We start from the raw sequence: 25,139 nt of genomic DNA, 5'->3' as shown, positions 1-25,139 counted from the left end.
TCGGGACCGCTTCACTGAACCTCCACAACGTGCCACGCAGGTGAAGCAACCGGGACGAGGCACCCGGACCTCTATCCTTGTCCGCGGTCCGTGATCCACGCCCACACCCGGCCCCCGTAGCTCAGTGGATAGAGCAGGTGCCTTCTAAGCACTTGGCCGCAGGTTCGAGTCCTGCCGGGGGCGCCAGAGCAGACCCTCCTGCCGGGAGGGTCTTTTTGCTGGTCAGGGGCCCTTCGTTGCCCTTGGCGAACGTGTCCCGGAGCAGGCCGGGCCAGCCCGACTTATCCGACTGGAACCGACCCGGGGCGGGTTTCGGCGGCTGTTCTTCCCGAAAACGTCCCGAAGTTATGGTGTGCCCGCTGCCCCGATGTGCCCCGGCTCTCCGGGCGACGGTCAGCGCTTCGCCCCTCCAGCGGACCGGAGGGCGTTCGACTGCGTCTGTCGGCGACGGCTGAAGGATGGCCCCCCTCCAGGGGCCTGGTTCGGACCGCCGCACTCCGGTGACCTGCTCTGCGGTGGATGTCATCAAAAGTCCTTGGTCACGTCTGCGTCGCTCATAGCTGCGCCTTGCCCGCGCTGGGGTCAGCGCGGGCAAGGAACTGCGGAGTAGCCCACTCATCATCGCTACACCACTTCGCGGGACGTGACCGGGCAGCATTCCTCCCAGCGATTCGGCGGACACCGGGCCACGGCTGGAGCAGCCCCCCGTGCCGTCTGTGTCGGTGGACCAACCGGCCCCGAGGTACGTCACGGGCCGGTCCACCACCGCCACAAGAGACCTGCCAGTTCCCTCAGCACGACGCCGGCCACCCCCCGCACAACGAGCGCGGCCATGCGCCGCCGAAGCCTTGGCGTGCGCCACACGTACCGCGCCTTACGACAGAGATTGCGCATTGCCTGTCCCATCCGTGGACTTGACCAACCAAGCGATCGGTCACAGGCCACGTGACCTGTTCGGATCGGGGTTCGGCGAGAAGCAACTCATGCCGGACTACGGGTAAGTGCTGGCCGGACAGGCGAGGAATAGGGTTCGTAGAAGGTTCGGAACGAACGGGGAACGGCATGGTGGACATCCCGGCGGCAGCCTCGCGCCTGGCCGAGGAACTGAGGGCGAGTCGGCAAGCATCCGGGCTCTCGTTCGGTCAGATCATCCAGCAGGGCAAGCGGCAGTCGCCTCCCGTCGCCCTGACCAAGAGCACTCTCAGCGCGTGGTTCAACGCTCAGAGTGTTCCGCGGGCCGGACACGCATTCATCTTCCTGACCGAACTCCTCGAAACCCGGGCCGGTTCGAGGGTCGGGCCACGATCCCGTGACCGGTGGGAGAATCTACGCCGAGCGGCCGAGCGAAGCAGGACCACAGCTCGCCGCGACAGTGCGGCGACCGAGCCCGGCACGCAGCGGCAGCATGGCGATAAACCCCGCAGCGCGCGGCCGCTGCGCATTGGTCTGGTCCCCGACACAGCCGATGTGCTCGTCGAGCGGGCACATCGTGAGGCCCTGACGGGCGCTCTGGACGGCCCCGAGGACAGTGACGTCGGGGACGCAGCCAGCGCAGCCGTTAGGGGGCACGTGCTCACAGGAACCGGGGGCGTCGGCAAAACTTGCCTGGCCGCCGACTACTGCCGCAGTGCCGCCGACGGGCCCGACGGTGGAGTGGACGTGCTGATATGGGTGACGGCGAACACCACTCCAGCCGTGACTGGTGCCTACGCCCAAGCAGCCCGCGAGCTTGAGCTCGTACCCAGTAGCGAGAACAGCGCATCTGCCGCAGAACAGTTCCTCAACTGGCTCCGCATCACCGATCGCAGCTGGCTCATCGTCCTCGACGACGTGCACTCCCCCGGCGCGCTGGAGGGACTATGGCCGCCTCGGCGCACCGCCGGTCGCGGCAGGGTCATCGTCACCACCCGCAGCCGCGAAAGCGACCTCGCCACAGCAAGCGGCCATCCATTCCTGTCCGTTGGCGTCTTCACCCGCGAGGAATCCCTCACGCACCTACGCAACACACTGCAACGGGCCGTGTCCGTCGGTGCGGACGCGGAGCTGGCGGGACTCGCCGACGACCTCGGCCATCTTCCCCTGGCGCTGTCGCGGGCCGCCGCATACCTCGACTACAACGCCTCTTACAGCATCGCCCATTACCGACGCCTGCTCGCGGACCGTCGGCTCACCCTCGAACGACTGATCCCTGCCGTGCGCGGCAGTGCTGAAACAAGCTCACTGGCAGCGTTGTGGGACGTCTCTGTCGAGCAGGCCGACCAGCACACCGGCATGCTGGCCCGGCCAATGCTCGAACTGGCAGCCGTCCTCGACGGGACAACCGGCATTCCCACGCCTCTGTTCACCAGCAACGCCGCCCGCGATTGGCTGACTGAGCGCAGCAGAGCAGACCAGCCCGTCGACGAGTTCGAGGCCGAGCACACCCTGGCAACGCTGGACCGACTCCATCTCATCGATCACACCCCGGGCGAGGGCTGTGACGACGTATGGCTGGTCCGCATGCACCAACTGATCCAGCGTGCCGTGCGCGAGCATCAACCTCCTGGTTCATTGCCCGACCCCCGGGCACAGCGCAGGAACACCGTCCTGCCGGCGGCTGCCCACGCCCTGCTTGACATCTGGCCCGACACCGAGCAAGGCCAGGAGCTCGCACAGCGGCTGCGGGCCAGCGCCCGCTCGCTGGCCCGCCGCGACCAGGACGGCGAGAGCCACCCCCTGTGGCAGGACGACACCGCGTACACCCTCCTCTTCCGGCTGGGCATCAGCACAGGTGAATCCGGCGACATCTCCTGGGCACGCGACCATTTCGACGCGCTCCGCTCCCTCGCCCACCGGCACCTCGGAGCCGACCACCAGCACACCCTTGTCGCCCGAAGCGAGCTGTCCCGCTGGCAAAGCCAAGCCGGAGATCATGCCGGAGCAGTCCAGACCCTGGAAAATCTTGAGGCGGACCACATCCGGTTGTTCGGCTACGAGGCGCCTGAGACACTCGTGACTCGTCACAACCTTGCAATCGAGCGGGGTGCGGCGGGCGACACAAGCGGCGCCATCGCGGCCCTCAAAGAGATTCTCGCTGTCCGGCAGCGCAACGGAGCGAGCGGCGGGGCGATACTCGCTACTCTCCACAACCTTTCTTATTGGATGGGCGTCGCAGGTGACGCAGCAGAGGCTGCTGCCGCTTACCGCAGGCTGATCCCCCTCATGGAAGAGGAGTTTGGCGCCGATGCCGATGGCCCCCTGACCGCCCGCCACAATCTGGCCCGCTGGCTGGGCGAAGCAGGTAACGCTACCGAGGCCGTCAGCCTGCTCGAAGCGCTGCTACCCGACCAGACACTAGCGCTCGGGTCCCGGCACCTGCGCACCCTGACCACCAGGCAAAGCCTTGCCCGTTGGCAGGGAGAGTCGGGCGAGACGGATAAGGCCATCGACGGGTATCAGGCGCTGATCCCCGACATGGGTAAGGTCCTGGGCCCAGACCATCCCGAGCTGCTCACCGCGCGCCACAACCTCGCCCGTTTGCAGGCAAGAATCGATCCAGCCACCGCATCTGAGAACCTCGCCGCCGTCGTCGCCGACAGAACCCGAGTCCTCGGCCCTCACCACCCAGACACACTCAGCTCCCGACACAGTCACGCCCTGTGCTTGGGCTGGGCAGGAGAGCCCCAGAAGGCTGTACAAGCATTGGAGGATGTCCTCCGTGATCAGCAGCGCCGCCTGGTGCCAGAAGGCGCAGAGATTCTCAGCACCCGCCACAGCCTCGCAGTCATGCGTGGCTTTGCAGGAGCACCCCAGGCAGCCATCGCCGCACTGCAGGAGCTCCTCCCTGACCAGGAACGCGTCCTGGGCCCTGGCCACCTCCAAACCCTGACGACCCTCGACAGCCTTGGCCACTGGCAGGGCGAAACGGGCGATGCACAGACGGCAAGCGACACCTACCAGGCCCTGCTGACGCACATCGAACGCCACCTTGGCACTGATCACGTCGCCACATTGTCGGTACTGGACAAGCTCGCCATGTGGCGCGGACGCGCTGGCCACCCCAGGGAAGCCGTACGCATTCTCACTCGGATGCTCACGGACGCACGACGCCTCGTAGGCCCTGCTCATCCCATCACCACCACCATCAGCAACAACATCGCGTACTGGCTGGATCAGGCCGACATTGAGGAACACCACCACCGAGGCTGAGACCCACCACCACAGGTTCCATGAGGCCGCAGATGTGCCGTGAGTTCGGTGGAGCCGCAAGGTATCGGACCAGAGATTGGGAGATCAGGTGGCCGATGGCTGCAAGCTTCTCCGCTCGGGCAGAGTCATTCGCTGCCCATGAGCTGGGCGAGTAGTGCCACCACTGCAGTGGCCCCTACCAAGGCCGCGCCGACTTCGGGTGCATGCAGCGTCAGGGCGACGACTAGGACTCCTACCAGCAGGAGGACTACGAGGCGCACGCTGATCTGTTCCATGAGGATTTACCTTCCGTGTGGCACCGACTGAGTTGTGCATCCAGCGTGGGTCCTTCCCAGACAGCCCTGACGGCTCCAGACGATCGCTGACAGCATCGGCCAAGAACAGCCGCCGCATGACACCCATGACAGATCCGGACGCCCGTGAGTACAGGCGCCAACGCGCCCGATGTACAAACGACGCAGAAGCACCAGGAGGGGGCAGAAATAGTGGTCGCTCAGCCGTGGAAGAGGCCCGATCTAGCTGACCAGCCTGACCTGAAGAAGCTGAACGACGAGCTCCACAATCTGAGGCTGGACGCGGGACTCCCGTCAGCCCGCACTATTCGCGACCGCGTCGGGAAGGACGCGCAGGACTACTGGATCGTGAATCACCAAGCAGTGTTGGACATGTTCCAGAAGCCATCCCTACCGCCGTGGGGGCGCCTTGAGATGATCGTCCGTGTCCTGGCCGAATTCGCTCGACACAGCGACGTAGACGGCGAAGTTGTTCGTTTCAAGGGTCTGTGGAAGCAGGTCCTCAGGGAAACGGTCGCCCAAGCAACGGTCGCCCAAGCATCAGTACACCCTCCGGCAGATACCACAGCATCCCCCGGAGATGGTGACGTGAACGACGCGACTGCCCCTCCCGAGGGCTTGCCGAAGCAGAACACCGGGGCCCAAAGTGGGCGGGCAGCAGAAGAGGCACCAGCCGGCACGGAGGAGCCGACCAACGCCAGCCAAGCCTCTACGCAGTTCAACTACGCGCATGAGTCGTTGAAGGGGCTGATCCTCAACGCGGCGCAGGCTCTGTGGCACGACAAGGACGCGTTGAGAGTGTTCCTTGGTGTAGTTCGCCGTAGCGAAGGCTTCGTCAGGATGGCTGACGCCGCGGAAGAGCAACGGCCAGCGAACGCGACCTTCTACGGCGTGAAGAGCAGAGAGTTCGAGGTGGACCGCTCGCCCGCGCGGCTTGAGTTGGTCACGCTGCATCGCCGCCTTGATGAACACAGACTGAAGCGCAAGTGGTCCTTCACTGAGATGGAGGAGCAGACGGGGATCTCGTCGGATGCGTGGATCCGCTGGTACACCCACGATGAGCTGCCCGAGCGGGAGGCACTTGTCGCGTTCTCCCACATGGCGAGCCTCCAGCAAGAGGATCATGTCCTGTTGCTCGGCCTGTGGGAAGCAGCCCATGACGCGCTGGAGGTGCAGAAACGCTCTGCCTCATTGCCGTCCGACATCAGCTTCGATGAAGCGTGGTCCATGCGCGATCCGGCGGCACCGAGGTTGTGGGCACTTGCGGGTGTCGGGGGTGACAACATGGCCGCATATGGCCCTGATCTGGGCTCCGGCACTGCTCCCGCGTTCGTTGTGGCCGGGCCCGCAAAGTCAGGTCGCTCCACGGCACTGGTGAACATCGCATGCTCTCTACTCGCATCTGGCGCCCAGCTCGCCTTAGTCACCCCTAGGCCGTCGCCTCTACGAGAGTTGGCCGATCGGGACGGCGTGGTTGCATGCTTCGATCAAGACGACCTCGGCCACGACGAACTCGAGGAGGCTCTGTCAGTGGCGTCCGCTGAGGAGCCAGTCGTTGTCGTGATGGACGACGCGGAGGTCTTGGGCGATTGCGATGCCCGACGTGTGCTGCGGAACCTGCTAGAGCATGGCTTCGAGGAGGGTACAGCGCTGGTCCTGGCAGGCGATGAAGACAAGCTCGGGCCGAGCTACCCATGGCTTGACAAAGCGAAGAGAGCCCACCGCGGCCTCTTGCTGTCTCCTCAAGATCGACATGCTGGTGATTGGATCGGCATCAAGACGGGAGACTCCGTTGTCGGCCGCCCTCTCACTCCTGGCCGGGGCTGGCTCCACCTCGGGGACGGCAAACTTATGGCGGTGACCGTGCCACGGTAAGGGCTGCGCCTATTGAGTGACGACCTCCCCGCGTAGCCCGCCCAATGGCGATAGGTCGCCATCACCCACTCGGCATACGGGCACATGGCAGAGGGCCCGGCTTCGGCCGGGCCTCTGCCATGTGCCTTGTCACCGTCGCAATCAGCGGGCGCGGCCGAGCGCCCTGGGAAGAGGCGGAGAGAGCGCGCCACCGGGGCCTGGAGCCAGTGGCACGCCAGGGAGCTTCTGGGGCCCCTCGATGCGCTTCTGTAGTTCAACGGTCTGTCCGGTGATGCAGCGCGCGTAGGTGGAAAGCAGCACCGGGACGCTGTTGCCTGCCCATTCGGCGACCTGTGCCGGCGGGATGCCGTGGTTGAGCCAGGTCGTCAGGCAGGTGTGGCGGAGGTCGTATACCCGCTTGCCAACGGGCGAGCTGTACTCACGCTCGGCCAGGACTGCCTTGCGGGCCTTGTCCCAGGCTCGCCGGTAGACGGAGCCGGCGAGCAGGCCGCCCTTCTCGCCGGGGAAAAAGAGATCTCCCGCTGTCAACTGATCCTGGGCGACGAGGGTGTGGAGGATCGATGCGAGGGCGGGATGCACGGGCACGGTGCGGGTGTCCCCTGACGCCCGTCCCTTCAACTCCCGGGTCTCGTGGACCTCGCCGTCGTCCGTCCACTGCTTGCCGACCTCGGGCGCTGCGGTGTGCACCCGGAGTTCACCCCAACCGGTGGAAGGGAGCACGGCGTCCTCAACGCGGAGCGCCACCGCCTCCTCAGGGCGGAGTCCGGCGTAGTAGAGCGTCGCGAAGAACGCTGTGAGCCGGTGGCCGGTGCGCGGGCGGGAAGCAATCCAGACAAGCAGGGCAGCCACCTGCCCGGGGTTGAGGAGGGAGCGCTTGTCGACTGCGCCGGAGGTCACCGGGGCGTTCTCGTCCCTCCCCTTGGGCCACGGGTTGTCCACCAGGACGTTCTGGCGGATGGCATAGCGCAGGACAACGTTCAAGACGCGGCGATAGCGTTTGGCGGAGCTTGCGGCTGCGGGCGTGCCGTCGAGTCGGGTGTCGAGGGCGTGGAGCACGGCGTCGACGTGCTTGGTGTCCTCCCAGGCGCTCATCGGCAGCGAGTTGCGCCGAATCCAGGCGAGGATGGCTCGTAGCTCGGAGGGGGCCTCGTCCCGACGGTTCTTGTTGAAGGCGTACTCGCGCAGGGCCTTGCGGACTTCGACGGGGTCGTACTGGGTCGGTTCGACTCGCAGCAGCGCGAGCGTGGCCTTGGTCAGGGCCTTGGCCGTGCTGATGCGGTTGTTGGCCGAGATGCGGGACCACTTCATGTCCACGTAGCGCAGGGCGAAGTCGTACCAGGTGACCTCGGCCGCCGGCGCCGCGTGCGACGCCGGCCTGCCGGTGTCCTGGTCGAACCGTTCTCCGTTGTTGGCGGCGACGAGGAGGACTGCGCGGAAAGAATCGGCCGAGGCGGCAGTCTTGAACGCCTCGCCGTGCCGCCTCCCGTTCACCGACCAGCGCACGGTGTAGGTCGTGCCACGTTTTCCCTTGTAGACCTCCGTCTTGTAGAAGCGGACCTTGAAGGACCGGTTTGTCACGCGCTGCCCTCGCAGTCGGTGAGCCAGTTCTCCAGGTCACTGCGGCGGATGCGCAGGCTCCCGTTGGGAAGTTTCACGCATCGTGGCGCCCGGCCTTTCTGACGCCAGTCGTAAAAGGTGGACCGCGACACTTGAAGCTCGGCGCAGAGTTCATCCACGGTCATTTTGTCGCGCGAGCGGCTGGAGCCATCCATCAGCACCCCGCCTCCTCGTTGCCGAGGGGGTTTCGGGCAGGGCTTATGAGGGGTCGGGGCAAAGGGTTTCCTCGCATGGAAAGAGCGGATTACCGAAAGACGGCACGCCGAGGTGCCGGAATATTCAATGATGCGGAGCATCGCCGGTTTGGCCAACCGGCGATCGTCGGCTATGTTTCCGCCCGCTCCGCATGGCCCCGGTCTCTCGAAGAGCTGGCGAGGAGGGCGTGCGGGGCGACTCCGAGCGCGATGGCGATGGCGACGAAGTCGTTGATGTCGCAGCGCCGAACCAGGCGTTCGATGCGGGAGAGCGCGGTGGCGGTCATGGGCCAGCCGAGGGCGGTGACGCGGGCGGCGAGCTGACGCTGGGAGTAGCCGCGGACGGTGCGGGTGCGCACGATGGCCCGAGCGGCGGCCTTTCCTGCGGGGCCGATTTCAAGGGAACGCGGTGGCATGGATGTGTTGTAGCTTGCGTTCCCTAGCGATAGGAACCCTTCCCCGTCTGCTGTGAGCGATGCGCCGACCGTCGGATATTTCGAAGGGCCGATTTCGGCAACCGGGGGTCCGCGTCTACTGTCTTTCGACCGACTCGCCAAGTAGTACAGAGTTTGAGAACCAACTCTGGACTTTTGCGCCTCTGGCGTGGCTGTCTTGTCCATGCCCCCGGCACCGCCGAATTCCCTGCCCCCGATCTGCGACGAAGGTGGTCGATCGACATCGCCCGTATCCGCACCATCAAGCCCGAGGCGTTCCACTCGGAGTCCCTCGCGGCGGTCTCCCTGTCCGCCGAGCGGACGTTCTTCGGCTTGCTCACCCAGGCAGACGACTACGGCCGGTTCCGCGACCAGCCCGCCGTCATCGCCGGCCTGTTGTGGTCCCTGCGCCCCGAACACGGCGCTCTGGGCGTCGAAGACGACCTCGCCCAGCTCCATACCGCCGAGCTGGTCTGCCGTTACCAAGGCGCCAACGGCAAGCGGTACCTACACGTCGTCACCTTCGCCCAGCACCAGAAGGTCAACCGTCCCAGCGGGGTGCGCCATCCTGCCTGCCCCCACCACGATCAGGGTGTTCCGCGTGAGCCCTCACCGCCGACGCACGCACCCCTCACTGAGCCCTCCGCACCGGCACCCGGAGGTATCACGCGGGACGCGATGAGCGACGAATCCGCAGGTCAGAACCTATTCAGTGAGCCCTCATCGCCGATGCAGGGAGGCCTCACGGAGCCCGCGACGAGTGCTCACGGTCCGGATCTAGGACCTAGGAACAGGGATCTAGGAACTACTCCGTTGGGGGGCGCAAGCGCCCCCGCACCCCAGTCCGTCTCGGCGAAGGACCTCATAGGCGAGTACGCCGCCGCCTGCAGCCACCGACCGCCTGCGGGCGTGCTCGGACACCTCGGCAGCGAAGTCAAAAAACTCCTCGCCGAGGGCATCGACCCGGCACACATACGTGCGGGTCTTGACCGTCACCGGGCCAAGGGCCTCCACCCCAGCACCCTGCCCAGCTTCGTCCACGAGGCCATGAACGCCGCCCCGACCTCATCCGGCACAGCCCACCGGTCGTGGACGAATCCGTCCGACGTCTCCGCCGCCTACGGGGGTGACCTGTGACCGCCACCCTCACCCACACCCCGGACCGCCTCGGCCCGCTCGCCGAGCGGCTCGGCGCCATCCTCACCGCACGCGGCATCGACCCCGAGGCAGCCACCACGCAGGAGCCACCGAGCGAACCGGTCACGGCCCTGGAGCTGGCCGATGCCCGCATCCCCGCCCGATACCGCCACGCCCTGGGCGACCACCGGCAGGTCACCGCCTGGACCAAGGCGATCGCCGCCGCCGGACGCCCCGGCCCCAGCGGCGCACCGGGCATCGCCGAAGGCCCGTCCCTGCTGATCGTCGGCCCCACCGGCACCGGCAAGACCCACCAGGCATACGGCGCCGTCCGCACCCTGCTCTCCGCCGGAGTCCGGCTGCGCTGGGAGGCCGTCACCGCCGCCGACCTGTACGCCCGCCTGCGCCCCCGCTCCGGCCACGACGCCGAACGCGACCTGCAGACCCTCGCCCGCTGCCCGCTACTGCTCCTCGACGACCTCGGCGCGGCCAAGAACAGCGAGTGGACCGAGGAGCTCACCTACCGGCTCATCAACCACCGGTACGAGCACATGCGCCCCACCCTCATCACCACCAACCTCCCCACCGACGCCCTCCGCACCGCCCTCGGAGACCGCATCGCCTCCCGCCTCGCCGAGATGACCGAACGCGTCATCCTCACCGGTCCCGACCGCAGGCGCCGGTCCCAAAACTGACGGTCCCGGGGACCAGTCCCCACCACACAAAGGACCGCGAGCCCCGGACGGTTCGGGACCGTGCACCACCAACACAGGGGACCGAGCGGGGACTCGGAAGGGACCGGTCCCGCTCGCGGTCCCCGCCGGGGACGGTCCCACTGACACTCCGTCGGGGACCGGTCCCGCCAAGAACCCGGGACCGGTCCCGGTCGAAAGTTGGGACCGGTCCCCGGACGCTTCGGGGACCGGTCCTCATCCGACACAGCAGATTCGGGGACCGGTCCCAACAAAGGCGCAGGTCACCGCTCACGCGGCCCCCGAGTCCGGTCCCGAAACCAGGAATCGGAGACGTGCACCGGGGGCGGGGACCATCACGGTACTGCCGCTTCCCGTCCTCGCCGGACGAGGAAACCAGCTGCCAAAAGCGCGGTCCCCAAACGCAATGAGTTGCGGGGACCGGTCGCCGTCCCAATCGCCGCCCCGGACCCGAAGACGACCGTCCCCTTCCCAATCCGAACGAGCCCGCCTGCGCACAGCCACCGTGCGCTCATAGGCCGAACCCCCACTCACCCATCCCCTCATCGCCCCAGAGAGGCCCTATGCACCAGTCGCACCCCGTAGGCCGCACCGACCTCAGCGCGGAAACCGCCACCCCGGCCTCAGACGCAGCAAGTTGTACCGGGAGCAATGCTCCCGGAGTTCCCGCCCCGGGGGTGGCGGGAACGGACCGGCGCCAGGAGGCACCGGACTGGCAAGCTGCGGCCGAGGGCGGACCGCAGCCTGGAGAGGGACGGCAGGCCGAGCCCCTCCCGCCGAAGCGTCAGCGCGCCCGTCAGCCGAAGCCGCTCAAGCGCCTGCACCAGCCCAGCTGCCGCATGAACGAGCCCGAGTACGCGCGCTTCACCGCCGCAGCCGCCCACTGCAAGATGACCAACGCCGCCTTCCTCGCCTACGCCGTCGACAAGGCTGCCCGCGACCTGACCCGCACCGCAGCCGAGATCGCCACCGAACGGGAAGTCATCGACGAGATCTTCGCCGCCCGCCGGCACCTGGGCCGCATCCACGGCCTCTTCAACCAGGTCGCCAAGGCCCTCAACTCCGGCGCCGACGCACCCCACCTCGACGCCACCGCACAGGCGGTCCACGACGCGGCCCGCCGCATGGAGGATGCCGCCGACGCCCTGCTCACCCACCGCGACGGCAGCGAGTCGGCGTGATCCCCAGCATCCACAAGCGCGGCAGCGAGACGATCGGCCTGATCCGCTACCTCTACGGCCCCGGCACCCACGAGGAGCACATCGACCCGCACCTGGTCGCCGCCTTCGACCCGCTCACCCCGGACCCCGGCCGCGACCTCAGCGCCACCTACGAGCAGCTGCAGCGCCTGCTCGACCAACCCGTCAACGCCCTGCCCAAAAACCGCCGCCCTAACAAGCACGTGTGGCACATCTCCGTACGGGCCAGCCCCGAGGACCCGATCCTGTCCGACGACGACTGGGCCGTCATCGCCCGCCGAACCGTCGCCGCTACCGGCATCGCGCCGGAAGGCGACGAAGCCGCGTGCCGGTGGGCGGCGGTGCGCCACGCTGACGACCACATCCATATCATCGCCACCCTCGTCCGCGACGACGGCCGACGCCCCCGCCTCCACAACGAAGCCCGCCGCGCCCAGGCCGAGGCCCGCCGCATCGAGGCCGACTACGGCCTCCGCCGCATCGCGCCCGGTGACGGTACCGCCGCCAAGCGCCCCACCAGTGCCGAGCGCCACAAGGCCGAACGTCGCGGTCAGAACGCCACCTCACGTGACCTCCTTCGTGAACGCGTCCATCGGGCGCTGGCCGGGGCCATGGACGAGAGCGAGTTCTTCGACCGGCTCGCCGCCGAAGGCGTACGCGTCAAGAAGCGGATCGCGCCCTCCGGCGACGTGCTCGGCTACTCGGTCGCCATGGTCGGCGACCGCAACAAAGACAACGAGCCGGTCTGGTTCTCCGGCTCCAAACTCGCCCCGGACCTGTCCCTGCCCAGGATCCGAAAGCGACTGGCGGCCACGACGGACATGCCTGAGCCTCCCGCAGTCTTGGAACCCAGCGCAGCCTCCGCACCCGTCCGCGCCCGCCACTTCGCCGCCGAGGCCACTGACTCCGCACTGGCATCGATGTCGTCCGACGACGACAGCGCGACAGCGGCCCAGCTGATCGGAGTCGGCGAGGTCCTCGACGCCCTCGCCCAAACCTCGCTCGGCCCCACACAGGCAGAACTGCGAGAAGCCGCTCGGTACTTCGAGCGCGCCGCTCGCTCCCACATCCGCGCCAAGAACGAGGAGATGTACGCCCTGCGTCGCGCGGCCAACCAGATCATCCACTCTGGGACCGCGCTCGGCAGCGGTCAGGACGGTGCCGCCACTGCCCTGGTCCTCGACGTCATGATCCTGGCCGTCATAGGCACTGCCCGCTGGCACGCCGCCCGCGGCCATGCCCAACAGGCCGAGGCCGCCCAACAGGCCGCAGACCGCCTGCGCGTGGCGTACCAGGCAACTGCCGCCGGTCCACTAGCCGCCATGCGTACATACGGACAGCGACTGCCCGACCCGGCCCGGGAGCGTCACGCCGCCACGATCCGCGCCGCGCTCCCCCACCTCGCCGACCGCCTCGAAGCCGAGCCTGGCCGGGACGCGCTGACTGCTGTACTCGACCAGGCCGAGCGTGCCGGCCACGACACCGTCGCCCTGCTGGCTAAGGCCGCTCAGCAACGTGAACTGGGCAGCGCCGAGTCGATCAGTGACGTCCTGGTCTGGCGACTGCACCACCTCGGCTACATCGCCCCGACCGCGTCCGTACCCCGGCCGCAGCGTCCACGCAGCAGTCCCCCTGCTGCTCCTGCCGCGACGACAGTCGTCCACCAGGAGGCGCCGCGGCCACGACTCCGGTGATCACGACCGCCCCGACACCTTCGGGGCGAGCAGTTCCAGCGCTTCCTCCCACCGGAAGTGGGCGGCCCCGCCGCCGGCCTTGGGCCGGTGAGGCTCGTAGCCACCGATCAGGACGCCCATCTCGCGCAGCCGGTCCAAGCTCTGCCGGTACGCGGGGTGGGCGGCCTGGGCCGAGTTCAGATACGGCAAGACGGCAGTCGGAATACCGAAGCCGTACGCCTCGCACAGGATGCCCACCGCGAGGGTGTCGGAGATCCCGGCGGCCCACTTGTTGATGGTGTTGAAGGTGGCCGGCGCGACCGCGATGGCGTCGGCGGGCGGCAGAGGCCGGGGATCGCCGGGTGAGCGCCAGGCCGAGCGGATGGGATAGCCGGTCTGCGCTTCGACCGCCGTCGTGTCTATGAAGCCGAGGCCCTGCGGGGTGGCGATGACGCCCACGTCCCAGTTCGCCTCCTGCGCAGCCGTGATCAGCTTGCCGACGTCGCCGGCGATTCCGGACGCGCACACGACGACGTACAGGAAAGGCTTCTTGGTCTGCTGATCGGGCTGTTCGCTCACGCGGGGACTCCCAGTCGACGGCTGAAGTGATGCAGTTCCGGCAGGGTACGACGGCGGTCGCGGGCGGCCATGTCGGCGACCAGTTCCCGGATAGCCGGGCGGCGGATGTCCTGGGCCGCGCAGCTCTCGGCGATGCGCAGTGCCTGGTATCCGTCGGCGAGGCGGCCCTGTTGGCTGTAGGCACGGGCGGATTCGACCCACAGGGCAGCACGGCGCTCGGGCACAGGGATGTGGCGACGCATGAGGGGTCGGGCGGTCTGCAAGGCGATTCCTGCGTCGCCGAAGGCGACGGCTGCACTGACCCCGTGCAGGGCAACATTGGTCGGGCTGAAATTGGCCCAGGCATCGGGACGGTCCAGCGCGACATAGCGGGCGACTTCCTTCGCCTCGGTGAGGAAATCCTGGGTGGCGGAGCGGTCGTCGCCGGTGCTGGCGGCGGTGACGCCGCGCAGGAGCAGCAGGCCGAGCGCGGCGAGGTATTTCGGGGAGCGTTGGTCGTACGCACCTGTGAGCTGGTCGGCGGTGTGCCGGACGAGGGTGATGGCCTGGGCGGTGTGGCCGTCACGGGCGAGTACGTGGGCATGTACTCGGACACTGGACGCAAGTACCACCGGATCGCCGGAGCGCTCGGCCTCGGCCATGGCCCTGCCGACCGCGAGCCAGGCGTTGCCGTGATCACTCTGTTTGAGCAGCAGGCTTGCCGAGGTCTGGTAGGCCGTGGCCAGTAGTGCGGACAGGTCGGTCGAGCCGGGGGATTCGCCGATGGCTTGGCGGAGCTGCCCGATCAGTCCGGGCAGCGTGCGCTCCAGTTGCGTGTAGTGGCAGGTGGAGAAGAGGCGGCGTGCGGCGGCGACGTGATCTCGCATCTCCGGCAGGTCCGGTACGGGGTCTGTGGCCGCAGGGCTCGGGCCGGGGAGAAGGGACTGGATCAGATCCTGGTGTGCGCCGGCGGGAGTAGTCGGGGACGCAAGCACAGCGACGCCCGCAGCGAGAAAGGTACGGCGGTGCATGTCTTCTGTCTCTGGGTTGGAGGGAGTGGCATCCGGAGCAGCGCCGAGGCCGAGGTGGTGCGGCGGGATGCCCAACACCCGCGCGACCTCGCGCAGCATGTGGACGTCCTGGGCACCTCTGCCGGCTTCCAGGCGGCTCACTTTGGACTGGTGATACCCCAGTGCGGCAGCGACGTTCTTCTGCGAGCGCCGCTGTAACACGCGTGCCTGACGGATCACCTCACCGATCCGTCTCGCTTCGCTCTGTGCTTCGGCCATCTGCGCCACGGCTCCTCCCGCCGTCGCCGATCCTGCCTGCTCAACCGAGCGTAATGGAGAGGCACTTGGCTGTGATGCAGCTCGTGCATAAGTGATGCAGCCCCAGCACACGGACTGGTTCCGCTTGCTCCTGGAGCGGTTGCGTGGAGCAGCCGCACCCATCCAGGAGGCCACTCATGGAAGTGCACGACATCCGCATGTCTGTCTTCGGTACACCCGCTGCCGCGGCGTCCGCGCGGCAGCGGCTCGTCGCCGCGATACGCGACTGGGGCCTGCCTGCCGGCAGCGAACCACTGCACGTCGCTGAGCTGATGGCCGGCGAACTGCTCTCGAACGCCGTGCAGCACGCAGGTCCCGGCGCAGTCACCGTGACTGCCCGCTGTGACGGCAACGCCATTCGGGTCGAGGTCAGCGACAGCAGTCGCGATCTGCCCCGGACCCGGTCGCCCAGCCACGACGACGAGCACGGTCGGGGCCTGTCCATCGTCGCGGCCCTGGCCGACCGGTACGGCACCGAACCGACCGCGTCTGGCAAGCGGTGCTGGGCGGAGGTCCGCCTCCAAGCAGTCTCAAGTCCCGAAGTCGCACTACCCGTTCCACTTCCGAGGAGACGACCGTGACAACCGCTCGGACACCAGCCATTACCTCCGAGGTGATCGCCATCCGTCCCGGCCCGCCGCTTTCCGGGACCGTGACCGTCGACGGCTCCAAGAACGCGGCCCTGCCGCTCCTCGCTGCGGCAGCCGTACTGCGCCGGCCCGTCCAGCTGTCCAACGTCCCGGCCAACGACGATGTCCAGGCCATGCTCATCCTGCTCCAGCACGCCGGCCACGGCATCACCCACCCGGTCGGCAAGCCCGACACGGCCCTTGTACTGCCGAGCGACGGTGTGCACATCGCGCCGGACTTCCACGAAACCGCCGCTCGCATCCGGGCTTCGTACTACCTGGTTCCGGCTCTCCTCGCCGTGCACGGGCGGGCCGTGTTGCCGTGGCCGGGCGGCTGCCGGATCGGTGACCGCGGAATGGAGCAGCACTTCAAGGTGTACGAGGCGTTCGGCGACCGCACGCTCGTCAACGACCACGGCTACAGCGTCGAAGCCGGTGAGAGCCGCACCGGCTCAGTGTCGGTGATGCTGCCGTTCCGCTCCCGCGGCGCGAGCATCGCGGCAATACTGCGCGCCGTCGTCGCCGGGCGACCGCTGCGGCTGGGCCAGCCCAACCTCTCGCCCGAAGTCATCAGCGTCCTGCAAGCGCTCCAGGTGGCCGGTTGGGAGACACGGGCCGACGAGCGCGTTCTCTCCTTGACTCCGCCCGCCTCCGCATCACAGGAGCCGGTGGCCTGGGAAGTCCCCGGTGACAAGGTGGAAGCAGGCACCTTGGCCTGCGCCATCGCTGCCACCCGTGGAAACGGCCGCGTCGAGGGCGTACGCAGCAAGGACGTGGCACCGATGGTGGCCGCATTGCGCTGGCTCGGCATTCCCGTCGACGCCCAGCACGACGCCCTCAACGTCCGTGCCAAGGGCACTCGGCCCACCCACCAGCCCCTGCGAGCCATCGCCTCACTCTCTCCCCGCGGGCTCGATGCCGACTTCGAACCCGCGCTGATGGCACTGGCGCTGGGACTGCACGGCACCCATCTGTTCGCCGACGCGATCAACCCCGGGCGTCACAGCAACCTGATCCCCCAGCTCGCTCGCCTAGGTGCCGACATCCACCAGACCTCCCCCACCCAGTGCCGCCTGACCGGGCCACAGCAGCTGACCGGCACGGGAGTGGAGGCCACCGACATCCGCACCGGATCAGCCCTACTCATCGCCGGCCTCACCGCCAGCGGCGTCACGACCCTCGGCGGCCTCGAACAGCTCCGCCGAGGCCACGCCGACCTTCCCACCAAGCTGCTCGCACTCGGCGCCGACATCTGCGAGGTCACCCCGTGACCGGTCCACGCGCACTGCAACGGATCGCCGCCACCACCGATGTCCACTCCTCGTTCGACAACGCCCTGCCGATGCTGACCCACCTGCACGCCATCCGGCGGGACACGCTGATCGTCGATTGCGGCGACTTCTTCGAAGGCAGCGGCTACTACCGCCTCGGTCATGGCCGTATCGAGGCAGCGATCCTCCTGGGCCTCTACGACGTGATCGCGCCCGGGAACCACGGCTGGATCCACCACTTCGAATCCCCGCTCCGGGACATCACCGTGTGCGCGAACGCTATCGAAGCCGCCACCGGCCAAACCCTCTTTCGCCGCCTGCACACCACCCACATCGGCGAACAGCGCGTCGCCATCACCGCAGTCATCGGCTCGCAGGCATTCCACTCCATCCCCATCGAGCAACGAGCAGGTCATCGCGTCACAGAACCAGCCCAAGCCCTGCGCGAAGTAATGCTGGCGCACCACCACAAAGTCGACGCCTGGGTCGTGCTGAGCCACAGCGGCTTCGACGAGGACCTCGAACTGGCCGCAGCCTGCCCCTTCCTCGACGTGATCTTCGCCGGCCACTGCCACAGCAACCAGTACGGCCCCATCCATCTGGGCGAGACCCTCGTCCTCAAGAGCCGCGAACTCGGCGTCGGCTACGCCCTCGCCGGACCGACCCCCGCACGATGGACTGGGCACACCGCCCGCTTCCCCGACACGACCGGCACGGCAGCGCTACCGCCCCAACTCGCCTCCGCCCATGACCGGATCGAGGACCTCAAAGATCGCCTGGCCCTGCCGATCGGCGCCATCGCCGACCCGTACCGAGGCAAGACTCTCGATCGACGACGCCTCCTCTCCAGCCTCGCCACCCGGCTCCACACCGCCCTCGGCGCCGAAGCCGTGATCCTCAACGAGACCGCCCTGCGTTCCACTCAGCTCGACGACGTCCTCACCTTCGGCGACCTCCTCACCATCGAGCCCTTCAACAACCAGCTCGTCCACACCCGTGTCCCCGCAGCGCTGAGAGACAACCCTGGCGCGCTGCTGACCCACCTCACCAAGAGCGCAGGCCCCTTGATCACCGAACCGGCACCGTTGCCGCCGCATCTGCCGACCGTGCTGTCCACCGACTACCTCGCCGAAAGCTACCTGGACGGCCGCACCCATCAAGCCGGCCTCCGCCTCCGCCAGGCCCTTCAGCGGATCCTGACCGAAGGACCTCACCGATGATCCTCACCGGCCCCGAAATCACCGCAGCCGAGGTCGACGGCCGCCTGCGCATCACCCCCTTCGACGCCGCGCAGGTCAACCCCAACAGCTACAACGTCCGCCTGGGCCCGACCCTGCTCACCTACAAAGCCCCTGTCCTCGACGCCCACCGGTCCAACCCGACCCACCGCATCGAGATCGGCGCCGAGGGCTACGTCCTCAAACCCGGCCAGCTCTACCTGGGCCACACCGTCGAACAGGTCGGCTCCGACACCTTCGTCCCCCTCCTGTTCGGCCGCTCCTCCGTCGGCCGGCTCGGCTTGTTCGTCGAGATCACCGCCCCCATCGGCGACATCGGCTTCCATGGCCAATGGACTCTGATGCTCTCCCCCATCCGCCCCTTACGCGTCTACGCGGGCATGAAGATCGGGCAGATCATGTTCTTCGTCGCCGTCGGGCCCATCACCCCGTACTCCGGCAAGTACCAGGCAGCCAGCGGGCCCAGACCCTCTGCCTACTGGCGGGACGTCGCCCCACTGGAAGCTGTGGCGCCGTGATCCTCACTGGCCCCGCCATTGCCGCAGCCCACGCCGCGGGCGAGATCACCATCGACCCGTACGACCCCGACAGGCTTTCCCCCAATGCCTACGACTGGCGTCTCGGCAACGACCTGCGCATCTGCGACGGAGACCTCGACGCCGCCACCCCAACCTCGTCCGCCGAGATCTCCATCCCCCGCACGGGGTTCGTCCTGGAACCCCGTGTGCTCTACCTCGGCGTCACCCACGAGAAGACCGGATCGGAGACCTACGCACAGCTCCTCAACGGCGACCGCACCACCGGCGCCCTCGGGATCTGGGTCCACGTCTCCGCCCCACTCGGCCACCAAGGCCACGCCATCCGCTGGACCCTGGAAATCCGCGCCAGCCAGCCAGTCCGCATCTATCCCGGCATGACCTTCGGCAAGCTCGTCTTCCTACAGCCCCTCGGCGCTGCGGCCAGCTACCAGCAGCACGGCCTCAAGTACACAGCCAGCCAGGGAATCGAGACCTCCCGCCTGTACGAGGAGATCTCCGGAGGCCAGCCATGAGCGCTGAGGTTGCCACGGTCCTCGACCTCCCCTTCCCCAGCCCCGGCGGAAGCGTCGAACTCTTCCTCGACCTCTATACCGGGGACAGGCCCCTCATCCCCGCGCGTGCCTTCATGCTCGCCCCCGCCGGCCGACCAGGCCCCAGACTGCCCGCCGGGCTCGACCTGCTGCCAGTCGTCGGCAAGTGTCTCGAAGGCCCGGCCTTCCACCGCTACGTAGCAGCCCTCCAACGGTCCCTGGCCGAGGCAATCGACCCGGACCACATCGGCGTCCTTCACCTCCAGCACCTCACCTTCGGTGGCACCCCCGCGCTGATCAGGGCGCTGCGCGAGCACCCGCGGATCGCACTCGTGCATGGCACCGATCTGCTGTTCGCCGAAGCCCACCGCCACCAGCACAAAGTGCTGACCGAATCCGTGCGGCTCGCCGACGCCATCGTCGTGCCGACACCGGCCATGGCAGACCGACTCCTGCGCATCGCGCCTACCACCGACCGCGCGAAGATCACCCACATTCCCTGGGGCATCCCCGACCGACTCCTGGCCCACCCGTCGCACAGATCACCCCGTCCGTCAGGCAGTCTCTTCCGGCTGCTGTACGCCGGGCGGCTCACACCAGAGAAGGGCGCCGAGAACCTGCTGCTGGCCCTGGCGGCCGTACAGGACGTCGAGCTGAGCATCGCCGCTCCGCCAGACCAGTTCCGCACCCTCAGCCGCGTCGTACGGCAGTCCGGCGTCAAGATCCGGTACCTCGGCTGGCTCCGCCGCCCACAGCTGTGGAGAACTTTCACCGACCACGACCTGCTCGTCATGCCCTCCACCACCCTCGAAGCCATGGGACTGGTCGCCCTCGAAGCCCAAGCCTGCGGCCTGCCCGTGCTCTACCAGCCCGTCCCCGGCCTGGCCGAAATGCTCGCCGCCTCCGGCATCGCGACTGACTTCACCCGCCCCGCAGCCGTTGCCCGAGACGTCGACCGCCTTCGTACGACCCCCGGGCTGCGCGCTGCCGTGCGGCAGGCCGGGCGGAGCAATGCCGCCCGCTACCCGCTCAGCGCCACGGCCAAGGCCCTGACCGAGCTCGGCCACCGGATCAGTTGACCACCCCGCCACGTTCCCCGGCCGGGCACGCCCGCGTCACTACGCTGATGGGCGGCCCGCATCGCGACATCGGAGATGTTCATGGAAGACAGCGCCGACCGGATCAAGCAGCTCGTGGCCGACGGTGTCCGCGACAAGGTCTACCCCGGCGCGGTGTGGGCCACCGGCAACGCCACAGGCATCAACGCCAGAGGTACCGCCGGTGCCCTCGACCCCGCCGAGCCGGACACCCCCATGCGGCCGGACACGGTCTTCGACGTCGCCAGTCTGACCAAAATCCTGGCCGTCTGGTCCACAGTCGGCGCCCTCTGGGAAGACGGCTCCCTCTCGCTCGACGAACCCCTCGGCACCTTCTGGCCCGAAGCCACAGGCCACCCCCTCGGCCAGGTCACCGCCCGCCACCTGCTCACCCACACCGCCGGCGTACCACTGCGAGCCCAGCTGAAGAACCTCTACGGCACCGACCCGGCAGCCATCCGGGCTGGCGTCCTTCACGAAGCCCTGCACCGGCCGCCCGGCGAGGCCGTCGAATACACCGACCGGGCCGCTCTCATCCTCGGCTACCTCGCCGAACACCTCTCCGGCCAGAGCCTCGACCAACTCGCCCGCACCCGCATCTGGCAGCCCCTGGGCATGACCCACACCCGCTTCGGCCCGTTGCTACCCGAGCTGTCCGTCCGCTGTGCCCCGACCGAACTCGACGAGGGCACCGGCCGCCACCTCAAGGGCACCGCCCACGACTTCTCCGCCCGCCTCCTCGGCGGCGTCTGCGGCGTCGCCGGCACCTTCTCCGTCCTCGACGACCTCGCCCGCTTCCTGCGGTACATGCTCGACCCCACGACCGCCCCCGCAGCGCCGGGATTCGGGCCGAGCTGGGTCGAGGAGTCCCTCAGCGTCCAGACCGGAACCCTGGAGCCCGTGCGCGGTCTCTTCTGGCACCCCGCCCCCGGCACCGACCCCGCCGACCGCGCCTACGTGCACTACGGATTCACCGGCACCGGCATGTGGATCTCCCCCAAACGGGGAACCTGGGCCGTCCTGCTGACAAACAAGCTCTACTACACCCGCGAACGCGAACCATTGACCCGCATCCGCAATGCCTTCCGCAGCCTGATCTTCAGTTGAAGAAGCTGCGCAGCCCGAACCCATCTCGTGCATGAGGGGCCTGGTGTACCGCGGCCATCAGAAGGCCGATCCGGGCCAGCAAACACGGGATGCCGAAGGACCGATCCTTAAGGGAACAAGACAGCCGTTCCTCCAAGGAACAGACGACTCGTTCCCTCGGGGAACGGCTGGGGGCGTTGCTCAGTCGCCGCTGCCAGTCTCGATGCTCTGTCGCGGCCCCTACATGAGGCAGTGACACACCGTTCCCATGCGAACGTCGCAACGACTACGGCCGCTGCTCCCGCCCTCCCCCAAGGAGACCCAAGGACTCAAGTTTCTCCAAGGCTCGCCCCCGAAATACGATAACCGCTGAAATGATAACCGAAACGCCAATAGCAACAGGCTGGATCCCGTCAGGAAGACCGAGCAGATGCATCACGCCCACCGTTGCGCTTGAGAGAATCAAACAGAGACCTGCCCCGATAGCCAATCGGAGCGGATCGCGATCCTGCGCGTCGACCCCTGAAAGAAAATCATCCCCAGCTAGCTCAAGGTATCGCCGATCCGAAACTCTTTCAGAGATGAGAAACAGGACGAGACCGAGCCGCCTCACATCATCATCCGATATCTTTTCAATCCGCATCTCAAACTGCTCAAGTCTCGCCGATACCTGCCGCACATGCGATGCCACGTGCTTTCTACGGCGACGCCTACCGGAAAGTGGGCCATAGTCCAAGCGCGGCAAGGAAGCGAGCGCCGAACGAACCATTCCCAATTCCGCAGCAAGAGCATGCAGTACCAGGATTCTCCGTTCGCCGGTCTTCCCAATCACTTTGGCGCAAGCAGCTAAAGCGGAAACAGCTGTTGCCGTAACTAGACTACGCCAACGAAATCTCACAGCCCGCCTGCCAGGAATTGGCAGCCCCGAATACCCGCGACTCACTCGGTAACTAAGGACGAGCGGCCCCAACGCGAGTGCAAAATAGAGCGAAGCGAGAAAAAGCACAGCAAAGAATAGACGAATACACCCCTCAATCATGCTGCCCGGATTCTCGATTTTCGCCACTTCCTCGAATACTGTGACAACCTTCGCACATAATGTACGAGCGGAACCTGGGCGATCATCTATCGCGAGCACTATGGGGATAGGCCACCAGAGGCCGACCACTAAGCCACACGCAAAATTGACCAGGCTGGCAGTGCGCCGATATCGGTCGAAAATGCGCAGCGCTAATCTGACGCGCAGCGGAACTGACCGATCAGGAAGAAGCAGTGAAAGACTCTGCTGCAGACCCTCGATCTCGCTGCTTGCCGCGCCCCTGACGCGACGGGTGCGCCTGGCGTGATTCCAAGCCCTCATGCCGCGATGATGCCATCAAAGTGGGGACCGCACATGCACTTCACCAAATACGCAATGGACATGACGTACCCCAGTGCAGGATGGGAGGGTGCCTCCGCGCTTGCGCCGTGCTGTCGACGGCAATCAGGGGCGCGCTACAACTCTTCTCCAGTTTCGAGAGTCGAACTCTGCATGGAATTGGGCGCGCAGGAGATGCAGAGGCACAGAGCGGAACAGTACGGGCGGCTCGCCGCTGTGCTGGAGAAGGACCACGAGGTCCCCGGCGCGGCCGCGATCTTCGACCAAGCGCTGTCTTGCGGGCTGGCCGCGATTGTTGCTCACCAGTGGCCTGGTGAGGAGCTCAAGAAGAACGGGGCCGTGAAGTCGGCTCGGTTCCTGATCGAGGTAGCCAAGGCCAGGGCAGAGAAGCGCCCCGGCCAGGATGACGTGCAGATTCTCCGGGGCACGGATGGTGCGCTTGACGTCAAAGTCGAGTGCAAGACGCTGTTGGAAGCAATCGACCACACCGCGGCGATCCGGCATGCCCGAGGAGTAGGTGAGCTCCGACGGCCCTACGTCGATGCACTCCTCGAACTCGATGCCCACGCCGCCTTGCTGCAAGTCTCAGACGAGCAGCGAGAGTCGGATTGGGTGAAGGAAGAGATCCGGCAGCGCCACGACCGGCTGCGTGCTTCGGACTACCTGGAGCTGATCGGGGATGAGGAAGCTGAGCGGCGGGCCAAGGCTGCTCCACACTTTGTCGTCATCGCACCTGGAGCCGTGAACGATGGCGTCGCGCTGGATGCGTGTCCCGTTTGCGGATGGGAGGCCCTAGCCATGAGTGGCATCGATCCGTTCGGCGCCGGCGTCGGATCGGGCGCCTGTGTCGTGTGTTCATACGTACGCAGCGCTGATGAAGCTGAGGAACTGGCGCGGCGAATCATGATGACCCGGCACATGGACAACTGAGCATCCCGAATGCGTGTCCGACTCGGACGCTGGCGTGGCGGCAGCCCGCGCCAGGAGAAGGCGTTGCGCATCAGTTTTGCGACGGCCCGTTACAGCCAGAGGATCAGGGTGACGACCACGACGAGCACCAAGAAGGGGCCGGCTATCGCTTTCCGAAGCTCCCGTTCCCCCTTGCCGGGAAACATGGGGTCGTCGCCCGCATCGGTGAACAGAGCCGACGAGCCCCCTTTGCCTGTGAGGATGTCGCTAGCATCCCGGACCAGCGCTGCGGCCGCCTTCACGTCGCCCGACTCCTTCAGCATCGCATCGAGCTTGGCCATCATCTCGGGCGAGGAGACCGCCAGACGCCGTACCTGTTGCTTGGTCTCCTCATCGACCCCCGTACCGTTGATGATCGTCTGATAGACACTGCCGTTGTTGGTCTGGATGTATTGGTCAATGGCGGTGTGCGCGGCCAACGCCCCTCCCCCCACCACATGCGGTGTTACTCACCAGGGAGGGCGCATCGTCCAGGCGCAGTCGGAAGGACGATGTGCACTCGCCCTTCGTCTTGGCCTGGCCAAGCGGGCCAGCCAGGATGAGCGCGACCAAGACGGCGGCGACAGCCGAGACAGCGGCCACCCCCACCCGAGCAAACGGGTTGAGCGCCTGCCCAATCGTTTTGACCAATGTGGGCCACTTGTGCGTGACCCACAGGACGAAAGCCACGCCGATAACAGCGAAGACGAGGAGCCGATCCCGTATGAACGCTGCGGTGTACTCGTCAGAGGACAGCTGAACCAAATGTTCCAGGAACCGTCCCACGGCTGGGAGCGCATCGGGGAACTGTTCACCGATCATTCCGATAGAGAACAAGGCCACCAGGACGGCGAGGGCCACAGCAAATACAGCCTGAGCCAGCCCCAGTAAGGCGGCAGCGCTGATCGTCGGCAGCTTCACCGCTTGCCGTCACGATAGTTGGTCTGCGACACAGTGCCATTGTTTGTCCCAATGATCTGCCCGGCGTGAGAGGCGTTGATGGTGACGCCGTCCGACTGCGCATTGCTAGCAGGGGGCTCCGGGGCAGGAACGGGGTCGCCAGTAGAGCGTGAGCGTGTCCACCGCACGGTGATGACGGCGGCTCCGAGCGCAAACACTCCGCCGATGAAGGCAGCGACTATCTCGGCCATGACGGTTCCCCCTGAGTCCGTTGAGTGCTCGGTAGAACCCTATCCATCAAGGGATGTTGAGGG

24 protein-coding genes and 1 tRNA gene are annotated in these 25,139 nt (G+C 67.1%); 15 read left to right on the top strand and 10 right to left on the bottom strand.

Annotated features, from left to right (window positions below; genetic code table 11):
• The first annotated feature begins 110 nt into the window (after window positions 1-110).
• Window positions 111-186: transfer RNA gene (locus ABZ851_RS05735), tRNA-Arg, on the top strand.
• Window positions 187-1,062: 876 nt separating this feature from the next.
• Window positions 1,063-4,188 (top strand): tetratricopeptide repeat protein, encoded by a 3,126-nt coding sequence (locus ABZ851_RS05730; RefSeq protein ID WP_361122630.1) that lies wholly within the window; start codon window positions 1,063-1,065, stop codon window positions 4,186-4,188.
• Between the two features lie 125 nt (window positions 4,189-4,313).
• On the opposite strand, the gene ABZ851_RS05725 is transcribed toward ABZ851_RS05730, so the two are convergent.
• The gene (locus ABZ851_RS05725; protein ID WP_361122627.1) at window positions 4,314-4,463 is read right to left on the bottom strand and encodes a hypothetical protein; all 150 of its coding nucleotides are present in this window, start codon (window positions 4,461-4,463) and stop codon (window positions 4,314-4,316) included.
• Between the two features lie 144 nt (window positions 4,464-4,607).
• On the opposite strand from ABZ851_RS05725, the gene ABZ851_RS05720 reads away from it, so the two are divergent.
• On the top strand, window positions 4,608-6,356 hold the full coding sequence (locus ABZ851_RS05720; RefSeq protein WP_361122624.1) for a hypothetical protein: 1,749 nt from the start codon (window positions 4,608-4,610) through the stop codon (window positions 6,354-6,356).
• A gap of 141 nt (window positions 6,357-6,497) precedes the next feature.
• Here ABZ851_RS05720 and ABZ851_RS05715 read toward each other — a convergent pair whose 3' ends face one another.
• The 3 genes from ABZ851_RS05715 to ABZ851_RS05705 form a co-directional block, all read right to left on the bottom strand.
• Window positions 6,498-7,934, bottom strand: a complete 1,437-nt coding sequence (locus tag ABZ851_RS05715; protein ID WP_361122621.1) for a tyrosine-type recombinase/integrase — start codon at window positions 7,932-7,934, stop codon at window positions 6,498-6,500.
• Window positions 7,931-8,128, bottom strand: a complete 198-nt coding sequence (locus ABZ851_RS05710) for a helix-turn-helix domain-containing protein (protein ID WP_361123744.1) — start codon at window positions 8,126-8,128, stop codon at window positions 7,931-7,933. Before ABZ851_RS05710 ends, ABZ851_RS05715 begins: the two co-directional genes overlap by 4 nt.
• 170 nt (window positions 8,129-8,298) lie before the next feature.
• Entirely contained in the window at window positions 8,299-8,583 is a 285-nt protein-coding gene (locus ABZ851_RS05705; protein WP_361122618.1) for a helix-turn-helix transcriptional regulator, read from the bottom strand.
• A gap of 261 nt (window positions 8,584-8,844) precedes the next feature.
• Here ABZ851_RS05705 and ABZ851_RS05700 point away from each other — a divergent pair, with 261 nt between their 5' ends.
• The 4 genes from ABZ851_RS05700 (at window position 8,845) to ABZ851_RS05685 (ending at window position 13,344) form a co-directional block, all read left to right on the top strand.
• A complete protein-coding gene (locus tag ABZ851_RS05700; protein ID WP_361123741.1) occupies window positions 8,845-9,738 on the top strand; it encodes a hypothetical protein in 894 nt (297 codons plus the stop codon).
• Window positions 9,735-10,433, top strand: coding sequence for an ATP-binding protein (locus tag ABZ851_RS05695; RefSeq protein WP_361122615.1), 699 nt, complete (start codon window positions 9,735-9,737; stop codon window positions 10,431-10,433). Before ABZ851_RS05700 ends, ABZ851_RS05695 begins: the two co-directional genes overlap by 4 nt.
• 857 nt (window positions 10,434-11,290) lie before the next feature.
• Window positions 11,291-11,632, top strand: a complete 342-nt coding sequence (locus ABZ851_RS05690; protein ID WP_361122612.1) for a plasmid mobilization relaxosome protein MobC — start codon at window positions 11,291-11,293, stop codon at window positions 11,630-11,632.
• Window positions 11,629-13,344, top strand: coding sequence for a relaxase/mobilization nuclease domain-containing protein (locus ABZ851_RS05685; RefSeq protein ID WP_361122608.1), 1,716 nt, complete (start codon window positions 11,629-11,631; stop codon window positions 13,342-13,344). Before ABZ851_RS05690 ends, ABZ851_RS05685 begins: the two co-directional genes overlap by 4 nt.
• Here the strand turns inward: ABZ851_RS05685 and ABZ851_RS05680 are convergent, their stop codons facing one another.
• Complete coding sequence (locus ABZ851_RS05680) at window positions 13,345-13,902, bottom strand: flavoprotein (protein WP_361122605.1); 558 nt, start codon at window positions 13,900-13,902, stop codon at window positions 13,345-13,347.
• Window positions 13,899-15,170 (bottom strand): helix-turn-helix transcriptional regulator, encoded by a 1,272-nt coding sequence (locus ABZ851_RS05675; RefSeq protein ID WP_361122602.1) that lies wholly within the window; start codon window positions 15,168-15,170, stop codon window positions 13,899-13,901. The genes ABZ851_RS05680 and ABZ851_RS05675 overlap by 4 nt, the downstream gene beginning before the upstream one ends.
• A gap of 176 nt (window positions 15,171-15,346) precedes the next feature.
• Between ABZ851_RS05675 and ABZ851_RS05670 the strand changes: the two genes are divergently transcribed.
• From ABZ851_RS05670 to ABZ851_RS05640, 7 genes are all read left to right on the top strand, one after another.
• The gene (locus ABZ851_RS05670) at window positions 15,347-15,790 is read left to right on the top strand and encodes an ATP-binding protein (RefSeq protein ID WP_361122599.1); all 444 of its coding nucleotides are present in this window, start codon (window positions 15,347-15,349) and stop codon (window positions 15,788-15,790) included.
• Entirely contained in the window at window positions 15,787-17,109 is a 1,323-nt protein-coding gene (locus ABZ851_RS05665) for a UDP-N-acetylglucosamine 1-carboxyvinyltransferase (RefSeq protein WP_361122596.1), read from the top strand. The genes ABZ851_RS05670 and ABZ851_RS05665 overlap by 4 nt, the downstream gene beginning before the upstream one ends.
• Window positions 17,106-18,329 (top strand): metallophosphoesterase, encoded by a 1,224-nt coding sequence (locus tag ABZ851_RS05660; protein ID WP_361122593.1) that lies wholly within the window; start codon window positions 17,106-17,108, stop codon window positions 18,327-18,329. The genes ABZ851_RS05665 and ABZ851_RS05660 overlap by 4 nt, the downstream gene beginning before the upstream one ends.
• Window positions 18,326-18,865, top strand: coding sequence for a dCTP deaminase (dcd, locus tag ABZ851_RS05655; RefSeq protein WP_361122590.1), 540 nt, complete (start codon window positions 18,326-18,328; stop codon window positions 18,863-18,865). Before ABZ851_RS05660 ends, dcd begins: the two co-directional genes overlap by 4 nt.
• Window positions 18,862-19,398, top strand: a complete 537-nt coding sequence (locus tag ABZ851_RS05650) for a deoxycytidine triphosphate deaminase (RefSeq protein WP_361122587.1) — start codon at window positions 18,862-18,864, stop codon at window positions 19,396-19,398. The genes dcd and ABZ851_RS05650 overlap by 4 nt, the downstream gene beginning before the upstream one ends.
• Window positions 19,395-20,495 carry a glycosyltransferase family 4 protein gene (locus tag ABZ851_RS05645; RefSeq protein ID WP_361122584.1) on the top strand — a complete coding sequence of 367 codons (1,101 nt, stop codon included), beginning with the start codon at window positions 19,395-19,397 and terminating at the stop codon, window positions 20,493-20,495. The genes ABZ851_RS05650 and ABZ851_RS05645 overlap by 4 nt, the downstream gene beginning before the upstream one ends.
• A gap of 81 nt (window positions 20,496-20,576) precedes the next feature.
• Window positions 20,577-21,620: a serine hydrolase domain-containing protein gene (locus ABZ851_RS05640; RefSeq protein ID WP_361122581.1), complete on the top strand. Its 1,044-nt coding sequence runs from the start codon at window positions 20,577-20,579 to the stop codon at window positions 21,618-21,620.
• Between the two features lie 265 nt (window positions 21,621-21,885).
• Here the strand turns inward: ABZ851_RS05640 and ABZ851_RS05635 are convergent, their stop codons facing one another.
• Complete coding sequence (locus ABZ851_RS05635) at window positions 21,886-22,959, bottom strand: hypothetical protein (RefSeq protein WP_361122578.1); 1,074 nt, start codon at window positions 22,957-22,959, stop codon at window positions 21,886-21,888.
• Between the two features lie 171 nt (window positions 22,960-23,130).
• On the opposite strand from ABZ851_RS05635, the gene ABZ851_RS05630 reads away from it, so the two are divergent.
• Complete coding sequence (locus tag ABZ851_RS05630) at window positions 23,131-23,907, top strand: hypothetical protein (protein ID WP_361122575.1); 777 nt, start codon at window positions 23,131-23,133, stop codon at window positions 23,905-23,907.
• Window positions 23,908-23,996: 89 nt separating this feature from the next.
• Here the strand turns inward: ABZ851_RS05630 and ABZ851_RS05625 are convergent, their stop codons facing one another.
• From ABZ851_RS05625 to ABZ851_RS05615, 3 genes are read right to left on the bottom strand one after another with little or no spacing between them, the layout of a single operon-like run.
• On the bottom strand, window positions 23,997-24,365 hold the full coding sequence (locus ABZ851_RS05625; RefSeq protein ID WP_361122572.1) for a hypothetical protein: 369 nt from the start codon (window positions 24,363-24,365) through the stop codon (window positions 23,997-23,999).
• Window positions 24,343-24,846 carry a hypothetical protein gene (locus ABZ851_RS05620; RefSeq protein ID WP_361122569.1) on the bottom strand — a complete coding sequence of 168 codons (504 nt, stop codon included), beginning with the start codon at window positions 24,844-24,846 and terminating at the stop codon, window positions 24,343-24,345. The genes ABZ851_RS05625 and ABZ851_RS05620 overlap by 23 nt, the downstream gene beginning before the upstream one ends.
• Complete coding sequence (locus tag ABZ851_RS05615; RefSeq protein WP_361122566.1) at window positions 24,843-25,076, bottom strand: hypothetical protein; 234 nt, start codon at window positions 25,074-25,076, stop codon at window positions 24,843-24,845. The genes ABZ851_RS05620 and ABZ851_RS05615 overlap by 4 nt, the downstream gene beginning before the upstream one ends.
• Window positions 25,077-25,139 lie beyond the last annotated feature (63 nt).

It is taken from the genome of Streptomyces sp. NPDC047049 (assembly GCF_040643995.1).
GTDB classification, from domain to species: Bacteria; Actinomycetota; Actinomycetes; order Streptomycetales; family Streptomycetaceae; genus Streptomyces; species Streptomyces mooreae.
Note: the sequence above shows the minus strand (reverse complement) of the source record. Positions and strands in the feature narration are given on the sequence as shown.